We start from the raw sequence: 19,350 nt of genomic DNA on the forward strand, positions 1-19,350 counted from the left end.
AAGAATTATTCTAAATAATGATTCAAGAAACTAACGAGCAGCAGAGCAATTTTTTCAATCCTTTTGAAGGCAAAAGCCTCATGGAGGGGGAAGAGTGCGTATTCAAAAAATGCTGCAAGAAGTACAAGAAAAAAGGTCGCCACTGTAAAAAGTGTCCCAAAATATGAGTGAGGTCTTGGTGAGAAGGGAAGAGATGATTTTTGAAACGGAAAATGGGTCGCTGAGTCAAAGTGATGCGACCGAGCGGTTTCAGCTGGCCTTTCATCAGGAGGAGCTTTCTTTTCGGGTCTGTGAGTTGATCACCTTCAAACGAAAGCTTCAGGCCATTGACCTCCCGGCGATGCTAATGAGTGAAAACCAGGATGTAGAAGTACTCCACATGCCTCATTGCGATCGTCTTTTTGTGCTGACTATTCAGAACATACTGGAGCTCAAGGAGCTGCTGGCAGGCGCATTTGCCATGCTGGAACTGAACAGCGTAATCCACAGACAGCTGGTGAGAAGACCACTTTAGACTCATTTTAAATTAGCCTTCTTTATGGTAATTGGGGGCTTTTGTAGTTCTTTTACACCCGAATTAAATTTTTGCGACCATGAAAGACATCCTGAGAAGACACTCGGTATTGAAAGAGGACATTGTCAATACCATCAATAAGCAAATTAAAATGGAAGCTCAGTCTTCTGCTGCTTACCTGGCCATGGCTGCCTGGTGCGATACCCGTGGCTATGACAACTGTGCGGCTCATTTTTTCAAGCAGTCTGACGAGGAGCGAAAACACCAGATGAAGTTTTTTCGATACCTGACCGATATGGAATGTGATGCTATTTCACCCTCTGTAGGTGAGTCTCAGCATGAGTTTGCTTCCCTCAGGTCTGTGTTTGAGACAGCTTTGGAAATGGAAATAGCGGTGACGGATTCTATCCACGACATGGTACGCGTCTGCAGAAAGGAAGGCGATATCGCTACTGAAGAGTTTCTAAGATGGTTTGTGCAGGAGCAAATCGAAGAGGAATTTGTAGCCAGAAGAACATTGGAGCTTTTTGACGTTTTGGGTGAAGATAAGATTGCCCTGGGAATGATCGAGGAGCGGGTGCTCACCATCGAGTACAGTGCTGAAGGATAAAATTGAATAATCAATAAGATAATAAAAGGAGAATCAGTGACGGTTCTCCTTTTTTTTATTTCACTACTTTAAGGGAGGTATCACTAAACCTGGTATCACTACCCATAGGAGCCGTAACTAGTTTTAATGAGTCTAAAAACCCTCATCACTAGCGATTGACAGAGAGCGTTGATCGGGCCACATTTGCGTTGTTGTTTAGAATGATTCTAAATAATCAGGCAAATGAAAAAACTCTTACTCTATATAGCACAGGTTTTAATCACTTTCACCGTCCTCGCCCAGTCTTATCAGGTGCAGGGGATCGTGACAGATGAAGCGGGTGAAGGGATACCCGGAATCACGGTGACCATCAAGGGAACCGGATCAGGTGTCTCTACAGACCTCTCTGGTTCTTTCTCGCTACCACTGATGGGCCAATCTATACTGGTTTTTTCAGGGATTGGATTCGAATCCACGGAGCAGCAGGTGGACAGATCAACCACTACATTGAAGATTAAACTCAGGTCAAGTACCACGGAGCTTAGTGCGGTACAGGTCATCGGTAAGTCCGAGCATACAGAAACACGAGAGCAGCCTTTTGCTGTGTCGGTGGTGGATGTGAAACCTCTGAAAGTACAAAACCTGGATGTCAATCAGATTCTTGGGACAGTATCGGGTGTGAGGATTCGTGAGCAGGGAGGAATGGGCTCCGGTTTCGATTTTTCACTCAATGGCTTTACCGGCAAGCAGGTGAAGTTCTTTCTGGACGGCATTCCTATGGACAACTTTGGTTCATCTCTCTCGCTGAATAACATCCCTGTCAACATGATCACCGGGATAGAGGTATATAAAGGGGTGGTACCAGTACACCTCGGTTCCGACGCTTTGGGAGGAGCGGTGAATGTCACCACTGACCAGAATGTTCGAAATTATCTCAATGCCTCTTATGCCATTGGGTCATTCAATACCCACCGGGCATCAGTACTGGCCAGGTATACAGAACCCCGCACAGGCCTTTCTTTCAATGCCAATCTGTTTTTGAACTACTCTGACAACAACTATATGATGCGGGATGTGGAAGTGCCCAGATCCGATGGTTCGGGAAAGCTGGACACGGTGGATGTGAGGCGTTTTCATGATGCCTATCAATCACAAACGGCCCAGTTGGAATTAGGGGTGGTCAATAAACCATTTGCCGATCGGCTGTTTGTGGGATTGATCGCATCCGGCAATGAAAAGGAGGTACAAACAGGCCTGAACATGCAGGATGTGTTTGGGGAAGTGATGACCACCGATCAGGTACTCATTCCTACATTCAAGTATAGAAAGTCTAATCTTTTCGTGACGGGACTGGACCTGCGGGCATATGCCATGTACAACCGGAGAAAAGCCGTGCGGGCAGACACGAGTTCACGAACCTACAACTGGTATGGGGATTACAGCACCCGGATCAATAATGCCGGAGAATTCTCCTATAACAAATCTCTATTTAGCTATGACGATGAGTCCTACCTGGCTACGGCCAACCTGAGCTACCAATTGGGCAAGAATCATTCGGTTTCGGTCAATCACACGTTTAGTCAATTTTCCAGGGTAGGTAAAGATCCGATGCGTGACCTCAGTGAGGTGCCCTTTACCACCCCAAATACCATCACCAAAAACATCTCAGCGCTTTCTTACAGCCTGAGTCTGATGGATGATCAATGGAAGACGTCCGTTTTCACCAAGGCTTTTATGATGCACTCCAGTACCCAGGTGGAGAGTGAAGATACGGATGAGTTTGAAGAATATAATATTCAGTTCTTACTCAACGGCTATGGCGTAGCCTCTACCTATTTTGTGACGCCCTGGGCACAGGTGAAGCTTTCGTATGAAAATACCTACCGATTGCCAGAAGGTGAAGAGATGTTTGGAAATGGCCTGACTGTCTTGGCCAATACTACTCTGGAACCCGAGCAAAGTAATAACTACAATGCGGGCATTTTGGTGAGCAAAGTATTCAAAGACCACACCATTCGGTTTGAAGGAAACTACCTCTACCGTAAAGCGTCCAATTTTATAAGACTTGACGCCTCACAGCCTCGAAACTCTAATTATGTCAACCAGGCGAAAGTCAACCTCGCCAGCATAGAGGGAGGGGTTCAATATACTTATATGCGTCTGCTTAACCTGGGGATCAACGTCACCAAGCAAAAGAACATCAATGCAGATGAAAGTGATCGCCTTTTTAAAGACGACCTGCCCAATCAGCCTTTCCTCTTTGGGAATCTCACGGCCGGGGTTCAATTCCACCATGTGGGATTAGAAGATAGTCGGCTTTCTATCAACTGGCTCTCCCTGTTTGTGGATCAGTTTTACTGGAAATGGCCAAGTCAGGGGACCAAAAAATACAAGTATGACATTCCCCGGCAGCTTTCGCACAACCTGGCATTGTCCTATGCATTCGATGAAGGAAAATACAGTGCCTCACTGGCCTGCAACAACATCACCAACACCATAGTGTATGACAACTTCGCCATGCAAAAGCCCGGGCGATCTTTCAGCCTGAAGCTGAGCTATTTTCTATCCAACTGATCATTTTAAAAACTTAAATAAACAGAACAATGAAGAATATCAAACTAAGTGTATGGGCCCTTTTGAGCTCATTTTTTATCCTTTCAACTACCTCTTGTGAACCTAGTGATGAGCCTGATCCCGATGAGGGTGAAGAAGGTTGGTCAGGCTACGTGGTGGGTCTGCGGGCCACAGAGGGAGACGCCTCTGCAGACTATATCGTGTCGGTGGATGACCTGATGTCGGGAGTGATCACTTCAGAGGGTCAGGGCATAGAGCAGTCTGGTTGGTCATATTACACTGCTGTAGGTGACAACTATCTTTCGATTGGCTACACCCTCAATGAGTGCATCGGGTATAAGGTGGATGCCGGGGAATTGTATTTAAACTCAAAGTTTGTATTTGAAAGAATAGACTGTGTAGGTTCCTTGGAGGGAGATTCGTTTCTGGCCATTGGCGCTCCGTGGGGCGGGGGTTCATATGACTGTCAGTTGCAAGTGGTAGACGCAGGGGATGTGGCCATCACGAAGACCGTGAAACACCCGATTTACGAATCCTACTTTTATGTGGACTCTTTGGATGAAGAGGTGCGGCTCAATGCCTGGCCTACCAGCACTTACCTGGCTGGTGACAAATTATACGTGTCTTTCTATCCTCTACACGGTACCTCCTGGGAGACCCCGCTGGTGGATAAGGCTTACGTGACGGTGTATTCCTATCCGGGTTTAGAGTATCTCAAAACTTTTGAGGATGACCGAACGAGCCCAATTGGCTATTACGGTGGCCAGCCGTCTCTCGTGACCACTGAGAGTGGAGACATTTACACCATCTCGTCTTCGTCTTATTTCGCAGGATTTACACATGTGAGTCAACCCTCCGGAGTACTCAGAATCAAGGCTGGTGCCACGGAGTTTGATCAGGATTATTTCTTCAATGTGGAGGAGGATTATGGATACAAAATACAAAATGCAGTGTATGCCGGTGGCGGGAAGGCTGTGGCCAGAATTTCTGACCCTGAAAATGATACCGGTCGGGAGGTGCAGTGGGCTGGATTTGGAAATTTTGACGTGATGGAAGTCGCGGTAATCGACCTTGAAGCCAGGACTTTGACCAGAGTGTCAGACATCCCGGTGCACGCAGGACAGTATCAGACGCCCTACCTGGTGGAAGACGGCAAAGTATACATGTCCATCAGACAAAATGAAACCGGAAAAGCCTATGTCTACCGAATAGATCCGGAGACAGCCACCGCCGAGCGTGGTGCCGAAATAGAAGGTATTGAGCTTCAGGGCATTTTCAAGCATAATTAATTATTCTAAAAAAGAGCCTATGGGAGATTCCCTGGGCTCATACCTTTTTCAAATCTTATGAATCAATCAAAAACAATACTTACTCTGGTTCTGGTGATGATGGCATGCGCCCAGTCCTTTGCGCATTACATGTGGCTGGAGACCTCCGAGTCTGGTGAGTTGGGCAAGGCCCACGCGGTAAAAGTGTTCTTTGGCGAATATACCTATGGCGTAGTGGAGGACCCTTCTGGGGAGAATTTTGCAGCAGTAAAAAACTTCAAACTGTCGGTGGTGACCCCATCTGGCCTGAAACATGAAATCCCCACATCCGTCAAAGGGGATGCTTTTGAAGGAATTTTTACTCCTACGGAAAAGGGCACTTACACCGTCACGTTAAACAATGACGAGATCGAGGTGATTGATTACACCCAGTATGATTTTGGGGTTTTTAAGACCCACTATCACTCCACTGCCAGGGTGGTAGTGGGTGGCGAAAGTACAGAGACCAAAGCCACAAACGACAAGGGTCTGGTATTGGTGAACAGCGCTGCAGACAAAGCTGATGTAGGTGCCGAAGTGGTACTCAAAGTCCTGTACCAGGGGAAACCCTTGGCCGAGCAGGAAGTAGCCATTTATGTGGCTGATCTCTGGAGCAAGAAGCTTACGACAGACGAGAACGGTCAGGTAAGATTTGATTTACCCTGGGCTACCAGGTATACCATAGAGGCTACCAAAAAAGAGGAGGTACCTGGTACGTATCACGGTGAAGAATATGAATTTATCTGGCATTGTGCCACGTATGCCATATCACTTTGATGAGGATGATTACGCTGAGTTTCCTATTCACCATTCTGGGTTTTTGGGCTTGTTACCAAACCTCCCGAAGAGTAGCAGTTGCCGCGCTCAATAGACGATCCGAATCCGGGCGACCTAATCTGACCAGAGGCCTCCCCTTTGGTTTGATTGGATTGCTGGTAGGTTTTGTGCTTTGTGTGCTTAGTTATGGTTTAGGGTCTGGTTTGTTTGTCTTTTTAATCCTGCTGACGATCGTATCCAGTCTGATTATTCTACTGGCACCACTGGGCTACATCAGCGGAAAGAATATAGCGGTTGTCACCCTTTTGTCAGCCCTTATAGAAATCACGCTCTGATGCCGGCTCACAAAAAACATCTGACAAAATCATTTCACCAGCGCTTTGCCAAAATCACTGCCGGTTTTTTGGGTGGCTATGCGGTTACCGTGAGTTTGTTCATGGCGCTTTCACTCTGGTGGGATCGGGCCGGAGTAATGGTGACTTTGATTTTCGGAGGGTTTATCCTCTGGGCCGGGTTGATGATTGTTGCTTTTTTATTCAGAAATGGCTGGCTGGCCTGGCTACTTTATCTCGTTTTGGCCACTGTTTTTTCTGCTGTTTTTTATTTCAATCAATATACCCTGCCCCTATGAGCAACCGCATCTATAATGTGCTTTTTCATACCCATACGGTGAGCGGGCTCGTCATCAGTGTGGCACTTTATGTGATCTTTTTTGCGGGCTCCATCAGTTTTTTTAGGGATGATATCATAGCATGGGAGCGCAATCAGCCCATCAAAGCCCAAACACAGATGAATGCTGATTTTGATCAGATTCTGGACACTTTAGCCACGAGGTACGGTGACCTCAGGGGTCGTACCATTAATATCCGGCAGCCACATCAGGAGCGTAATGTGGCTGTTACTATTGAACCTTCTCAGGATACATCAGCCACTGAAAGTGCCAAAAGGAGCGTTTACACATATCTGGATACGAAGACCTATGAGGAGGGCACCTACTACTCCACCTATACCCTGGGCGAGTTTATTTATCGGTTACACTTCTTTGCTCAGATCCCCTACCCATACGGCTACCTGCTTTCAGGTTTTGTGGCCTTCTTTTTCCTGTTTGCGATCGTCACCGGGCTCATTGTTCATTGGAAAAAGATTGTGAGTAATTTCTACCTGTTCAGACCCTGGGCCAAGCTCAAAACAGTCTGGACCGACGCTCATACCGCATTGGGCTTTATCGGGCTGCCCTTTCAGTTTATATTTTCAGTAACAGGCGCAGTGCTGATTATTGGTACCACCATCATGCTGGGTCCGGCCAGTTCGTTGATCTATGACAATGATCGGAATCTGATGTACCGCGAACTCCTGGATCAGCCCCTATCTCCAGGTTTTGCCAATCATCCGGTTGATTTTGATCAGAGTCCGAACGAACTGGTCAAACGGGCCCAATCTTCCTGGAACAATGCAGTTTTGAGCAGGCTTTGTATTCAGAACTACGGTGATGAAAGCATGAAAATTTTGGTGGAAGTCAGGCCTCAATCCAGGGGTGCGCTGCTGGGGCTGGGAAGGGCTACTTTCGATAAGACGGGTGTACTGATTGACCAAACAGATGAAGAATCCATTAACTATATCGTCGGAGTGGATCAAATGATGCGCAGGCTCCATTTTGGAGATTTTGGCGGGTATGGCCTTAAGATCATCTACTTTGTTTTTGGGATCATTACTTGTTTTGTGATTCTTTCTGGTGTGTTACTTTGGGTAGAAGCCCGTGACAGAAGGAGCACAGTGCCCTGGAAGAGAAATGCCAACCAGTGGGTTGCCAGTATTTTTGTGGCGATCTCACTCAGCATGTATCCGTCGATAGCATTGTTATTCAGCATGGTCCGGTTGGTACATGATGCGGGTGACCTTGCACCGCATGTGTTTATATATAGCATGTTTTTCACTTCCTGGCTGATACTGAGTATCGGCTTTGCCATATGCCGAAACAATTATCTGACAAGCAAATACTGTTTGCTTCTGGGCTCCATTTTGGGTTTTGCCATTCCAGTTGTGAATGGGATGGTTACCGGAAACTGGATGTGGTATACTTATAATGTTCAGCAACTACAGATTTTTGTGGTAGATGCTTTTTGGTTCGTTACATCGCTGATTTCTCTACTGGTCTTTTTGAGGTTGAAAACAAGACTGCCAGGTCCCCTTTTGGAAAAGGAAGCCCCAAGCGAAGCGTGCGAATTGATTGAGGCCAGTACGTTTTGATCATGGGTACCATCGAGGACTTTGACCGAATACTTCTGGCTCTGCAGGAACAGATTCAAAATAACCCTGCAGATCGTGAACGCATTTTGACCGATTTCGTCCGGACCACACCATGTCCATACCTGCAAAACCGCCTGAAGGCAAGTGGTCTCACTAGTTCTAGGGATTCATAACTAGGGGTAGTGAAATTGTATTTTGCCTATCACTAGCGATTGATAGCCGACTCCATTTGGCACATCTTTGCACTTATTTAGAATTAGTCCAAATAAAGAACGATCAACAAAATGAATAAACTAAATACGATATTATTAATATCAGGGGCCCTTTTGGCAGGCAGTCTAAGCTCATGTAACGAAGGGGATGATGATGACGTGTCTCTGGAGATTCCTTCCACCTATGAGTTTACCAGGGATGGAGCTTCCACTGTGGATTATTCCGGTCAGACTGCAAGACTGGATATGTTGGCAGAGCTGAAGGCCTATATCGGTACGGCCAATGACGGAGCAGTGCTATCTGAGGAGGTTCTCCTGGACATGTTTGCCAATGAAAACAATCCTTTTTCTAGTGCAGAACTCAATGAGAGCGGCAAGCAGCTAAAGGATAAGACATTCGCTGCGGATGTCACATTTTTCAGCAGTATCCTGGCTTCTGCTGCATCGGCCAGTGCTTCAGAAACAGGCGCTTCTCAAGGAAAGGCGGGTCTTATCTCGAGAGGAGCCGATAGGCAGATTTTGGTAGATGAAAAAGGCTGGGAGTATACGCAGTTGGTGGAAAAGGGCCTTATGGGAGCAACGTTTCTCAACCAGATCTACAACAGCTATTTGACGGACGCCAAAATTGGCAATGGTGTAGAGAATACAGAGCTGGAAGCTGATAAAAACTATACTGCCATGGAACACCACTGGGATGAAGCCTTTGGTTACTGGGGTGTGAATCCTGAATTTGATGTAGATGGCGAAAATCGGTTTCTGGGCAACTATACATACGGGAGAGAAAGCTATCTCGGAAGTGCCACCAAACTGAAGGATGCTTTCCTGAAAGGTAGAACGGCGATAGTCAACAAGACTTATGAGATTAGAGATGAGCAAAGGGATATTATCTACACTGAATTTGAGCTGATAGTAGCTGCCACAGCCATCCATTATATCAATGAAAGCATTGCTGATTTAAGCGGAGATGATCAGGGCTCATTATTTCATCATGCATCAGAAGGCTACGGTTTTGCGATGGCCCTGAAATACAGCCCTTACAAGCAGATAACCACTGAGGAGCTGAATGAAGTGCTGAATGCTGGCTTTGGTACGAATGGTGACTTCTGGACAATTTCCGTGACTAGCTTGAACAATGCCAAGAACATTTTGGCCACTGCTTATCCGGCTTTGACCGATATTGCGGACGAGTTATAAATGAAGCCATTACCAGGCGCTACATTATAAAACGAAATGAATAGATGAGATTATTGACATTGGTTTTTCTGGCATTGGCCATGCTGACTTCCTGTACTTCAGATAAAGATCCATTCGGCAAAATGAATGATTTTGATCAGGGACAGATGTTGGAAAACCTTGCCAATAATCTCATTGTACCTTCCTACCTCGGGTTGAGAGACCATACAAAAAGTTTGAAAGAGGCTATTGCAGCTTACCGCAGTGCCCCAACCGTAGAGACCCTCACAGCGGCACGTGAGGCACTTAAATCTGCAAGGCTGGCCTGGCAGCAATGCAGCCCTTATCAGTTTGGCCCTTCAGAGTCCAATGGCCTGGCCGGGATTCTCAACATTTACCCGGTAGACACCCTCAAAATCAATCGCAATATCCAATCTGGAGCATACGATCTTACTACCCTGGCCAACGCTGATGCCCGTGGATTTCAGACATTGGGATACCTGCTCTACCGGCCGGGACTGAGCGATGAGGAATTGATTTCTGCGACCTTAGCGCCAGATCGCCTGTATGCGGACCAGGTGGCGCTTCTTATGGAGGAGGCTTCACTAACGGTCTATGATCAATGGGCTCCGGAGGGGGGAAATTACATTGGTACGTTTACCAGCGAAGATGCTTACGGTGTGAACGTGGGAAGTTCGGTGGGTAAATTGATCAACGCCATGAACCTGGACTTTGAGCGAAATACCCGAGATGGGAAAATTGGAATTCCGGTTGGAATCCGATCTTTGGGTGAGCCCATCTTTCATGCATGTGAAGCCTATTATGCCGGGTACTCCGTAGAACTCTTCAAGGCCAGCATTGCCGCCTATTACACCCTTTATAAAGGTGCTGAAGATGTGGGACTGGACGATTATCTTCAGGCCATTGAGGCTACCACTACTCAAAATGAGGATTTGTCTGTGCGAATCGACACCCAGTTCAAAGCGCTGATAGAGGCAGGAAATATGCTGGAAGATCCCCTTCCTGCTCAGATTGCTAACGATCAGGTGACCGTACAAGCGGTGTTTGCAGAAATGCAACGCCTGGCTGTCCTTTTCAAAACAGACATGGCGTCCTCGCTTGGTGTGGTGATCACTTATCAGGACAATGATGGGGACTAATGTTAGCGCTTAAAGCCTTACTGGCAGAGCGGCTAATCACCGGAAAGGTTTCCATTGCACCCTTGGTCACCTTCAGGATCCTGTTTGGTTTGCTAATGTTGGCATCCATTGTCCGTTTTTGGGCTTACGGCTGGATTCATCAATTTTACATTGCTCCCAAAGTCTACTTTCCTTTTTTACCCGGTGTTGAGCCGTTGCCCGGAGTGGGTATGTATGTGGTTTTCTCCGCCATGGCCATAGCAGCTGCAGGTATTGCGTTGGGCTGGTTTTATCGCGTTTCCACCACTACTTTTTTTGTGCTCTTTACCTATGTAGAGTTGATTGATAAGACCAATTACCTCAACCACTACTACTTCGTGAGCCTGATGGCTTTTTTGTTGATATGGATTCCAGCCAATGGCGATTTTTCCCTGGATGTAAGGCGGGGCACTCGTAGACCAACAGATCAGGTACCTGTGGGTTTCTTGAATTTGCTGAGGTTTCAGCTGGTGGTGGTTTATTTCTTTGCAGGCCTGGCCAAAATCAATTCGGATTGGCTACTGAAGGCCCAACCAATGAAAATGTGGTTATCAGCAAATGCCTACCGTCCGATACTGGGTACCATATTGCGTTATAAGGTTACCGCCTATCTATTTAGCTGGTTTGGGATGGTGTATGACCTGTCCATCCCGTTTTTCTTATCCCTAAAAGCGACACGCCAGTTGGCTTTTTTCTGTGTAGTGGTCTTTCACCTGATGACCTGGTGGCTTTTTCCCATTGGGATGTTTCCATTTATCATGATCGGTCTCACCACAGTTTTCTTCAGTCCTGAGGTGCATCTAAAGGTGCTCACCATCCTTAAGTCCCTTTTTAAGTGGCAGGTCAGACCAGAGGTGCGGCCTACCGCAATCTCTCATCCATTACTCAAACTGTTTGCCGTTTTTATCGCACTGCAAGTATTGATACCTCTTCGATATCTCTCTTATCCTGGTGACGTGTTTTGGAACGAAGCGGGGTACAGATTTTCATGGCGCGTGATGCTCATGGAGAAGGCGGGTAGTGCCACCTACTATGTGCGCGATAGGGATACCGGCCAGCAATCTATGGTGGCAAACTACGAACACCTGTCCCCCCAACAGGAAAAAATGATGGCTACTCAACCGGATATCCTCGTGCAATATGCCCACTATCTGCACGATCACTACGAGGGACTGGGAATGACTGACCCTATCGTGACTGCAGATGTGTTCGTTACGCTCAATGGACAGCCCAGCAGGCGTTTCATCAGCCCTGAGGTTGATTTGAGCAAAGAGTCCATCATTGGAAGTTATTCCCTGGTAGTACCCCTCGATCACTAGTTCTAGTGAGTGCTCCCTAGGCTTAGTGAGTCCCCTTTTGCCTATGACTAGCGATTGAATCACGTGCTTAATACCCCGACCTTTGCGCTTATTTAGAATTAGTCCAAATAGATAGCGGAATTCATTGACGCTATGTCAGCTTGGAAAAATGAGATGGTAGCACTGAGGGACATATGGAGATTAGGGGTCACACTGGCTTTTTTGGTGGTGGCTTGTTCTGCCATGTCTCAGCGTATATCCGGAGTAGTCACCAATGAGGCAGAGGAGCCAATGGAAGGGGTGATGATTTTCCTGGAAGGCTCATCTTTAAAAACCACAACGGACGCCAAAGGGTATTTTGAGCTCAGTGATTTGGGTGACGGGGATTATAGGATTGTAGCATTTTTTCCTGAATACCAAACAGATTTTCTGGACGTGAAGGCAGGTGCGGAAAATACTACCATTAGGTTCAGGCTGAAGCCAATGAGTCAGGAGCTTGAGTCAGTAGTGGTGGAAAATACCCGATCAGAAACCATGGGTATTAGCTGGCTCCAGTCTGTGAGCGGAGCAGCCATTTATGAAGCCAAGAAAACAGAGCTCATCAATGTTGGTGGGTTGATAGGTAACAAAGCAGCCAATGTGGGGCGTCAGGTCTATGCACAGGTACCCGGCTTGAATATTTGGGAAAGCGATGGTGCGGGGATCAATCTGGGTATTGGCGGACGAGGACTCAACCCCAACCGCACGTCCAATTTCAATGTGCGACAGAATGGTTACGACATTTCAGCCGATGCACTTGGCTATCCGGAAAGCTATTACACGCCACCAGTGCTCGCGCTGGACAAAATCGAGGTGGTGCGCGGTGCTGCCGGGCTGCAGTATGGAACACAGTTTGGAGGGATGCTCAATTTTGATTTTAAAGAGGGCCCCAGGGATAAGAAAATCGAATTGACCTCTGCCCAGACACTGGGCTCATTTGGCTTGTTCAATACTTTCAACAGCCTGGGAGGTACCGTGGGGAAGGTGAACTATTACACTTTTTACCAATACAAGCACAGTGAGGGCTGGCGGCCCAATTCTCAGCAGGATCAGCACAACCTTTTTGCGTCGGTTACTTATGACTTCACACCCTTTCTGAGTGCTAAGCTCGAACATACCCACATGACCTATCTGGCCCAGCAACCAGGTGGACTTACGGACATTGAGTTTTATCAAAACCCACAGCAGTCCAAGCGCGCTCGCAACTGGTTTGATGTGGGCTGGGACCTTACCGCTATGGAGTGGAACTACCGCTATTCTTCTAGCCTGAAGTTTAACAACAAAACCTTTATGCTGGGCGCCAACAGGTATGCCGTGGGTAATCTGGAAAGGATAGATCGGCCAGATGATCCGACAGAAAATCGCAACCTTCTGAAAGACGAGTATCACAATTGGGGCAATGAGTTCCGAACAATCTATCACTATAACCTCTTGGGTCAAAAATCGGTTTTGCTAGTGGGTAACCGACTGTATTTTGGTAAGACACTAAGAGAACAAGGGGAAGGAGACAATGGCTCAGGTCCTCATTTTGAATTTGAAAACAAGGAGGAGCCCGGGGAGTCTGATTTTACCTTTCCGAGCAGGAATGTGGCATTTTTTGCAGAGAACATATTCAATCTCACACCCAGACTGAGCGTTACCCCGGGAATCCGGTATGAATACATTCGCACGGATGCGAAAGGTTACTACTACGACCGCAGAGAGGACCTGGCCGGTAACGTGATCTATGAGGAGAAAGTAGAGGAGGACAAAAGTAAGCCCAGGTCATTCGCGCTGATGGGGGTTGGGATCAGTTACAAATACAGCGAGACCGTGGAGGTTTATGGCAATTTTTCACAGAATTTCCGAGCCATCAATTTCAATGATATTCGGGTGGATAACCCGTCACTAAAGGTGGATGAGAACATAGATGATGAGAGTGGATACAACCTTGACCTTGGGATCAGAGGGGCCGAGGCTGGTAAGTTTAGGTACGATGTTTCATTGTTTTATTTATCCTATCAGGGGCGCATTGGCAATGTATTGCGGACTGAGCCTGATCCACGGTTTAATAATCTGGTAGATCGTACTTTTCGGTATCGTACCAATGTTGCGGATGCAGGCATCCTAGGGCTGGAGAGCTACATAGAAGCGGATTTGTTAAAGCTCTTTTCTATTCCGGCAGAAAAGAGCACAGTGACCACTTTTCTGAATTTCGCGATGATCTCATCGCGCTATATGAACAATGATGAGGCGGGTATTGAAGGTAACAAGGTAGAGTTGGTGCCCCCGATCAATATCAAATCTGGTGTGACCTATAAGCGTGGCAATTTTGGAATCTCCTATCTCTACACCTATGTAATGGAGCAATATTCAGATGCCTCCAATGCCGACAGTACTCCTCCTGTGCCTACAGCTGTTGAGGGAATTATCCCCACTTACTTCGTGATGGATCTTTCTGTGAGCTATGGATACAAATTCTGGACATTTGAGGGTGGCGTAAACAATTTTACGGGTGAGTCATACTTCACCAGGCGGGCAGCTGGCTATCCGGGTCCGGGTATTATCCCCGCCAATCCCCGTAATTTTTATGTGGGTGTGGGTGTGAAGTTTTAGCGCGTCAAAAGTTCCCAGAAACCTCGAGGTGTAAGTATTTTGAGCTCCGGAATGGAATTGGCCTCATCCAAAAGATCTCTATCTCCAGTAATCAGGACATCTACTTTTGCTTCTAAGGCGGCAGCAAGTATCCATTCATCATCCGGATCTCTCAGTTGATAGGTGGATTTTTCTTTAGGGTCTATTATCGTGAATGTTCTCAAAAATGCCTCTATTTCCAGGATATCGGCTCGAGGTAACTTGAGTTTGGAGCTAAGTTTTTCGCCGAGTTCTTGTAAAACTAATTTACTCATGATCAACTCATGGCTCGTGATGACCAGGCTTAAGACATCAGCACTTAGTCCTCTTGTGGCGAAGGCGCTGATAAGAAAATTGGTATCCGCAAAGACTTTCAAGAGATCGTCTGGAAGATGTCCTCATCTGTCAGTAGTCCCTGAGCTTCGGCAAAAGGGAGCACTCTGTTTCTGAGTTGCTGAAAGGACTTGACCGAAAGATGTTTCTCGAGGGCCTCGCGGATCACTTCACTTTTGGTATTACCAGAAGCGTCAATCAGTGCTGAGAGTTTTGACTCTAGTTCATCGCTTAAACGTATCGTAATAGTTTTCATCTGTAATACAATGTAATACAGTATTACGAAAAAATCATGATACAGTTGGAAAGCCGCCTCTTTTCGACACAAAATCCCAAATGACAATCCCCAGGCTTACTGAAATGTTTAGCGAATGCTTGGTGCCGTATTGAGGGATCTCCAATACCATGTCTGAACTTTTGACTACTTCGTCATTGACACCAAAAACCTCATTGCCAAAAACAAAGGCATACCGCTGGTCTTTACTGGGTGCAAACTCTAGCAATGAGGTGCTTTTATCGGCTTGCTCCACCGAGACAATGTGATAACCCTGAGCCTTTAGTTGTGGGATGAGTTCGGAGATTTTTTCATGGTACTCCCAGCTTACGGTATCCGTTGCTCCCAGGGCGGTTTTGTTGATATCGCGGTGGGGCGGCTGGGCAGTGATCCCACAGAGATGGATTTTCTCCACGCGAAAGGCATCGGAGGTTCTGAATGCACTGCCGATGTTATTCATGCTGCGGATGTCATCCAGAATGATACAGGCGTTGAGTTTTTTGGATTGTTGAAACTCTTCTTGTTCCATCCTGCCCAGCTCCTCGTTTTTAAGTTTTCTCATGCGCTTGTCTTTCCTTAATATTGCTATCTAATTTTCGATTCAAAACTACCACCAATCCACAGGATGGCGAAATCCGCAAAACCTTCTGAGACTCCATTGATGAAACAGTACAATGCCATCAAGGCACGGTACCCCGGAGCGTTGTTGCTTTTTCGGGTGGGGGATTTCTATGAGACATTTGGAGAGGATGCCATCAAAGCCAGCAAAATCCTGGAGATTGTGCTCACCAAAAGAGCCAACGGATCGGCCTCTCATATCGAATTAGCCGGTTTTCCGCACCATTCATTGGATGTATACCTGCCCCGACTGGTGCGTGCCGGCAACAGGGTGGCTATCTGTGATCAGCTGGAAGATCCCAAGAGTGTCAAGGGAATAGTGAAAAGAGGTGTTACCGAGCTTGTGACTCCCGGTTTGTCGCTGAATGACAATGTGCTGGAGCAAAAGCGCAACAATTTTCTGGCGGCCATTCACTATGGTGAAAATACTTGCGGCGTTTCTTTTCTGGACTTGTCCACTGGTGAGTTTTTAGTGGCTCAGGGCAATCCTGACTATGTGGAAAAACTGGTGCAGGGGTTTCAGCCGTCTGAGATTCTATTCTCAAAATCCGAAAGGGAGCGTTTCGAAAAGGCGTTTGGTAAAGATTATACCAACTTTCATCTGGAGGATTGGATTTTCAGTGAGGAGTATGGGTATGAAAAGCTCACCCGCCACTTCAATACTGCTAATCTGAAGGGTTATGGAGTAGAGGAAATGAGGTCTGGGATCATTGCTGCCGGGGCCATTCTTTTTTACCTGGAGGAGACTGAGCACAAGGAAGTCAAGCACATCGGACAACTCTCTCGCATAGACGAGCAGCAGTATGTGTGGCTGGATAAGTTTACCATCCGCAACTTGGAGCTGATACAGCCCAGTCAGGGAGATGGTACCGCACTGATTGATATTCTGGACAATACGCAGACCCCCATGGGCAGTCGCTTGTTGCGAAAATGGATGGTGCTGCCACTCAAGAACAAGGAGCAGATAGAGCGTCGCCATCTGACGGTGGAGGCTTTTATGAGTGAAGAGGAAACCCTCAATGAAGTGAGTGGTCACCTCAAACAAATCGGGGATCTTGAGCGACTGATCTCGAAAGTGGCCACGGGTAGGATCAACCCGAGGGAAATGGTGCAGCTCAAAAGAAGTCTTTCTCAGGTGAAACCGATCAAAGATCGACTGAAGACTTCTGACAGTTCAATATTCAAACAATACCTCGACCAGCTCAACGACTGTGAAGCTCTGCTGGAGCACATCGAGGATAGTATCAAGGAGGATGCCCCCATCAACCCCAATCAGGGAAATATCCTGAAAGAAGGCGTAAATGATGAGCTGGACGAACTTCGGAAAATGGCCTTTTCAGGTAAAGATTACCTCAAAGGGATTCAGGAAAGAGAAACTGAACGCACCGGCATCAGCTCGCTGAAAATTGCCTACAACAAGGTCTTTGGCTATTACCTGGAGGTGACCAACTCCCATAAAGATAAGGTGCCGGAAGAATGGATTCGGAAGCAGACTTTGGTCAATGCTGAGCGATACATCACCGAGGAGCTGAAAGTCTACGAGGAAAAGATTCTGAATGCCGAGAGTCAGATTTTTGTCATAGAGCTGAGGCTTTATCAGGAACTGGTGTCTTTTGCCATGGAGTATATCGAACTCATCCAGCAAAACGCAAGGGTGATTGCAGCTTTGGATTGCCTCACGGCGTTTGCTTTTTTGGCCAAACGAAACAATTACGTGCGGCCGACCATGAGTGAGGAGTTTTCACTCGACATTAAAGCGGGTCGTCATCCCGTGATTGAGCAGAATATGCCGCCAGAGGAGGATTATATTCCCAATGATGTCTTCCTTGATGATGAGTCTCAGCAGATCATGATTATTACTGGACCTAACATGGCAGGTAAATCAGCTCTACTGCGACAGACAGCTCTTATTGTACTCATGGCTCAGATGGGGAGTTTCGTCCCTGCCGGATATGCCCGTATTGGTTTGGTGGATAAAGTATTCACCCGGGTGGGCGCTTCGGATAATCTTTCTCGGGGGGAATCTACCTTTATGGTGGAGATGACCGAGACCGCCAGCATTCTGAACAACCTGAGCAACCGCTCTTTGGTACTGATGGATGAAATCGGGAGGGGCACGAGTACTTACGATGGTATTTCCATCGCCTGGTCCATCGTGGAGTTTTTGCACAACCACCCACAGTACAAGGCCAAAACCCTTTTTGCTACGCACTATCATGAGCTCAATGAGCTCACCAATGACTTGCCCAGGGTAAAAAACTTCAATGTAGCAGTAAAGGAGCTGGAGAACAAGATCATTTTCATCAGAAAATTGCAAGCCGGAGGCAGCGAGCATAGCTTCGGTATTCACGTGGCTCAGCTAGCGGGGATGCCCAATCAGGTAGTAATCCGGGCCAATACCATACTGAAGCACCTTGAGGCAGATAAGCTTTCAGAGAATGAAAAAGAAAAGTTGGCGGAGGTACCCAGTAGCCAGTTTCAACTCAACCTATTTGAGTCTGACCCCAGGTTTGAAAAAGTAATGAAAATGCTGCGTGAGATAGACATCAATACCATCTCACCAGTGGAGGCGCTGCTCAAAGTGAATGAAATGAAGGAGCAACTGAAGGGATCAAAATCTTAGCACGAAAGCTCACTGAGCTAATTTGTACTTGGTCAGCGCTTCTTCGTACTGATAAATGATCTGATTGAGCACATCCAGGTTATTCATGTAGCGAACTTTAGAATCGATTCGTACATGTCTTTCAAGATGACGCTTTACTCTCAAAGAGCACTCCAGGCCCGCTCTCAATTCTTCGACTGAGAAAGTAGAAATCACATACTCGTGATCCAAGGCAATTTTATCAGGTTGGTACATGGTTGGTTGTACTATTATAGGTTGATTGGAATCAAAACAATTTAATAACAATTTCTTAAATAAAAAGTGTTTTATTGATAATTTTCGAGAAACTGTAAAATATTAGCTACCCATTTTGCCAAAAACGCAGTTTAATATTCTGCTATTCAAGAATCTGCAATATGAAGCCATGTGTAAAAGGATTGAGTATCTAATTGAAAATTGAACTATTTGAATATGCGTATTTACTGTGTGGCGCATGACGCTGGTCTGATAAAGTGTTGCTCAGCGGAGCCCATCAAGCATAAACGGTGTACAATCACGGTGGAAGGAGGCTACGATCCGGCAGTGAGATGAGGACCGTTTTAAATTCAGGTAAAATATTTTAATTCATCATCTTGCAATTAATTCATCATCTGTTAAATTTGCAGTCCCTTAGAACGAAAGGGATAAGCGAGAGTAGCTCAGCTGGTAGAGCACGACCTTGCCAAGGTCGGGGTCGCGGGTTCGAATCCCGTCTCCCGCTCAGGTCCTGACCCGAAGCTTTCGGGCCGGGACTTTGTGTTTTAGGGCTACCGAGAAGTAGTCAGTGTCGCCCGGATGGTGGAATTGGTAGACACGCAGGACTTAAAATCCTGTGACCCTTAAAGGTCGTGCGGGTTCAAGTCCCGCTCCGGGTACAAATAAGCGATTCAGGAATGGATCGCTTTTTTGGTTTTAAGGAGAAGACATTGGAGCATGATCTTTAAGGTTGTGCGGGTTCAAGAG

Annotated in this window: 17 protein-coding genes and 2 tRNA genes; 15 read left to right on the forward strand and 4 right to left on the reverse strand. The window is 46.7% G+C overall.

From position 1 onward, the window contains the following. Positions 1 to 163 precede the first annotated feature (163 nt). The 12 genes from GV030_RS20895 (at position 164) to GV030_RS20950 (ending at position 14,503) form a co-directional block, all read left to right on the forward strand. Complete coding sequence (locus GV030_RS20895) at positions 164 to 514, forward strand: hypothetical protein (protein ID WP_159585356.1); 351 nt, start codon at positions 164 to 166, stop codon at positions 512 to 514. 79 nt (positions 515 to 593) lie between these two features. Then, on the forward strand, positions 594 to 1,124 hold the full coding sequence (locus GV030_RS20900) for a ferritin (protein ID WP_159585358.1): 531 nt from the start codon (positions 594 to 596) through the stop codon (positions 1,122 to 1,124). Between the two features lie 222 nt (positions 1,125 to 1,346). Beyond that, entirely contained in the window at positions 1,347 to 3,677 is a 2,331-nt protein-coding gene (locus tag GV030_RS20905) for a TonB-dependent receptor (RefSeq protein WP_159585360.1), read from the forward strand. Positions 3,678 to 3,706: 29 nt separating this feature from the next. Then, positions 3,707 to 4,966, forward strand: coding sequence for a DUF4374 domain-containing protein (locus tag GV030_RS20910; protein ID WP_159585362.1), 1,260 nt, complete (start codon positions 3,707 to 3,709; stop codon positions 4,964 to 4,966). 57 nt (positions 4,967 to 5,023) lie between these two features. Further along, positions 5,024 to 5,761, forward strand: coding sequence for a DUF4198 domain-containing protein (locus GV030_RS20915; RefSeq protein WP_159585364.1), 738 nt, complete (start codon positions 5,024 to 5,026; stop codon positions 5,759 to 5,761). Then, entirely contained in the window at positions 5,761 to 6,096 is a 336-nt protein-coding gene (locus tag GV030_RS20920) for a hypothetical protein (protein WP_159585366.1), read from the forward strand. Before GV030_RS20915 ends, GV030_RS20920 begins: the two co-directional genes overlap by 1 nt. Beyond that, the gene (locus GV030_RS20925; protein ID WP_159585368.1) at positions 6,096 to 6,392 is read left to right on the forward strand and encodes a hypothetical protein; all 297 of its coding nucleotides are present in this window, start codon (positions 6,096 to 6,098) and stop codon (positions 6,390 to 6,392) included. Before GV030_RS20920 ends, GV030_RS20925 begins: the two co-directional genes overlap by 1 nt. After that, a complete protein-coding gene (locus GV030_RS20930; protein ID WP_159585370.1) occupies positions 6,389 to 8,008 on the forward strand; it encodes a PepSY domain-containing protein in 1,620 nt (539 codons plus the stop codon). Before GV030_RS20925 ends, GV030_RS20930 begins: the two co-directional genes overlap by 4 nt. Positions 8,009 to 8,292: 284 nt before the next feature. Then, positions 8,293 to 9,414, forward strand: coding sequence for a DUF4856 domain-containing protein (locus GV030_RS20935; RefSeq protein WP_159585372.1), 1,122 nt, complete (start codon positions 8,293 to 8,295; stop codon positions 9,412 to 9,414). A gap of 44 nt (positions 9,415 to 9,458) precedes the next feature. Then, entirely contained in the window at positions 9,459 to 10,553 is a 1,095-nt protein-coding gene (locus GV030_RS20940) for an imelysin family protein (protein ID WP_159585374.1), read from the forward strand. Then, positions 10,553 to 11,890: an HTTM domain-containing protein gene (locus tag GV030_RS20945; protein WP_159585376.1), complete on the forward strand. Its 1,338-nt coding sequence runs from the start codon at positions 10,553 to 10,555 to the stop codon at positions 11,888 to 11,890. The genes GV030_RS20940 and GV030_RS20945 overlap by 1 nt, the downstream gene beginning before the upstream one ends. Before the next feature lie 132 nt (positions 11,891 to 12,022). Continuing rightward, a complete protein-coding gene (locus GV030_RS20950; protein ID WP_255465621.1) occupies positions 12,023 to 14,503 on the forward strand; it encodes a TonB-dependent receptor in 2,481 nt (826 codons plus the stop codon). Here the strand turns inward: GV030_RS20950 and GV030_RS20955 are convergent. From GV030_RS20955 to GV030_RS20965, 3 genes are read right to left on the reverse strand one after another with little or no spacing between them, the layout of a single operon-like run. Further along, a complete protein-coding gene (locus tag GV030_RS20955) occupies positions 14,500 to 14,898 on the reverse strand; it encodes a putative toxin-antitoxin system toxin component, PIN family (protein ID WP_159585378.1) in 399 nt (132 codons plus the stop codon). The genes GV030_RS20950 and GV030_RS20955 overlap by 4 nt on opposite strands. After that, the gene (locus GV030_RS20960) at positions 14,895 to 15,110 is read right to left on the reverse strand and encodes a ribbon-helix-helix protein, CopG family (RefSeq protein ID WP_159585380.1); all 216 of its coding nucleotides are present in this window, start codon (positions 15,108 to 15,110) and stop codon (positions 14,895 to 14,897) included. The genes GV030_RS20955 and GV030_RS20960 overlap by 4 nt, the downstream gene beginning before the upstream one ends. Before the next feature lie 34 nt (positions 15,111 to 15,144). Further along, on the reverse strand, positions 15,145 to 15,690 hold the full coding sequence (locus GV030_RS20965) for an RNA methyltransferase (protein WP_159585382.1): 546 nt from the start codon (positions 15,688 to 15,690) through the stop codon (positions 15,145 to 15,147). A 63-nt stretch (positions 15,691 to 15,753) separates the two neighbouring features. Between GV030_RS20965 and mutS the strand changes: the two genes are divergently transcribed. Beyond that, complete coding sequence (gene mutS / locus GV030_RS20970; protein WP_159585384.1) at positions 15,754 to 18,369, forward strand: DNA mismatch repair protein MutS; 2,616 nt, start codon at positions 15,754 to 15,756, stop codon at positions 18,367 to 18,369. Between the two features lie 9 nt (positions 18,370 to 18,378). Here the strand turns inward: mutS and GV030_RS20975 are convergent, their stop codons facing one another. Then, positions 18,379 to 18,603, reverse strand: coding sequence for a hypothetical protein (locus GV030_RS20975; RefSeq protein WP_159585386.1), 225 nt, complete (start codon positions 18,601 to 18,603; stop codon positions 18,379 to 18,381). Positions 18,604 to 19,035: 432 nt separating this feature from the next. Between GV030_RS20975 and GV030_RS20980 the strand changes: the two genes are divergently transcribed. Together GV030_RS20980 and GV030_RS20985 are read left to right on the forward strand one after the other, a co-directional pair. Next, positions 19,036 to 19,108, forward strand: a tRNA-Gly gene (locus tag GV030_RS20980). Positions 19,109 to 19,176: 68 nt separating this feature from the next. Then, positions 19,177 to 19,262: transfer RNA gene (locus tag GV030_RS20985), tRNA-Leu, on the forward strand. Positions 19,263 to 19,350 lie beyond the last annotated feature (88 nt).

It is taken from the genome of Marinoscillum sp. 108, assembly GCF_902506655.1.
In the GTDB taxonomy this organism is placed as follows: Bacteria; Bacteroidota; Bacteroidia; order Cytophagales; family Cyclobacteriaceae; genus Marinoscillum; species Marinoscillum luteum.

Coding starts and splice junctions, on each gene's coding strand:
- GV030_RS20895 (WP_159585356.1), top strand. CDS start 164: ATGAGTGAGGTCTTGGTGAGAAGGGAAGAGATGATTTTTGAAACGGAA.
- GV030_RS20975 (WP_159585386.1), bottom strand. CDS start 18,603: ATGTACCAACCTGATAAAATTGCCTTGGATCACGAGTATGTGATTTCT.
- GV030_RS20935 (WP_159585372.1), top strand. CDS start 8,293: ATGAATAAACTAAATACGATATTATTAATATCAGGGGCCCTTTTGGCA.
- GV030_RS20915 (WP_159585364.1), top strand. CDS start 5,024: ATGAATCAATCAAAAACAATACTTACTCTGGTTCTGGTGATGATGGCA.
- GV030_RS20940 (WP_159585374.1), top strand. CDS start 9,459: ATGAGATTATTGACATTGGTTTTTCTGGCATTGGCCATGCTGACTTCC.
- GV030_RS20950 (WP_255465621.1), top strand. CDS start 12,023: ATGTCAGCTTGGAAAAATGAGATGGTAGCACTGAGGGACATATGGAGA.
- GV030_RS20930 (WP_159585370.1), top strand. CDS start 6,389: ATGAGCAACCGCATCTATAATGTGCTTTTTCATACCCATACGGTGAGC.
- mutS (WP_159585384.1), top strand. CDS start 15,754: ATGGCGAAATCCGCAAAACCTTCTGAGACTCCATTGATGAAACAGTAC.
- GV030_RS20920 (WP_159585366.1), top strand. CDS start 5,761: ATGAGGATGATTACGCTGAGTTTCCTATTCACCATTCTGGGTTTTTGG.
- GV030_RS20905 (WP_159585360.1), top strand. CDS start 1,347: ATGAAAAAACTCTTACTCTATATAGCACAGGTTTTAATCACTTTCACC.
- GV030_RS20900 (WP_159585358.1), top strand. CDS start 594: ATGAAAGACATCCTGAGAAGACACTCGGTATTGAAAGAGGACATTGTC.
- GV030_RS20960 (WP_159585380.1), bottom strand. CDS start 15,110: ATGAAAACTATTACGATACGTTTAAGCGATGAACTAGAGTCAAAACTC.
- GV030_RS20925 (WP_159585368.1), top strand. CDS start 6,096: ATGCCGGCTCACAAAAAACATCTGACAAAATCATTTCACCAGCGCTTT.
- GV030_RS20945 (WP_159585376.1), top strand. CDS start 10,553: ATGTTAGCGCTTAAAGCCTTACTGGCAGAGCGGCTAATCACCGGAAAG.
- GV030_RS20910 (WP_159585362.1), top strand. CDS start 3,707: ATGAAGAATATCAAACTAAGTGTATGGGCCCTTTTGAGCTCATTTTTT.
- GV030_RS20965 (WP_159585382.1), bottom strand. CDS start 15,690: ATGAGAAAACTTAAAAACGAGGAGCTGGGCAGGATGGAACAAGAAGAG.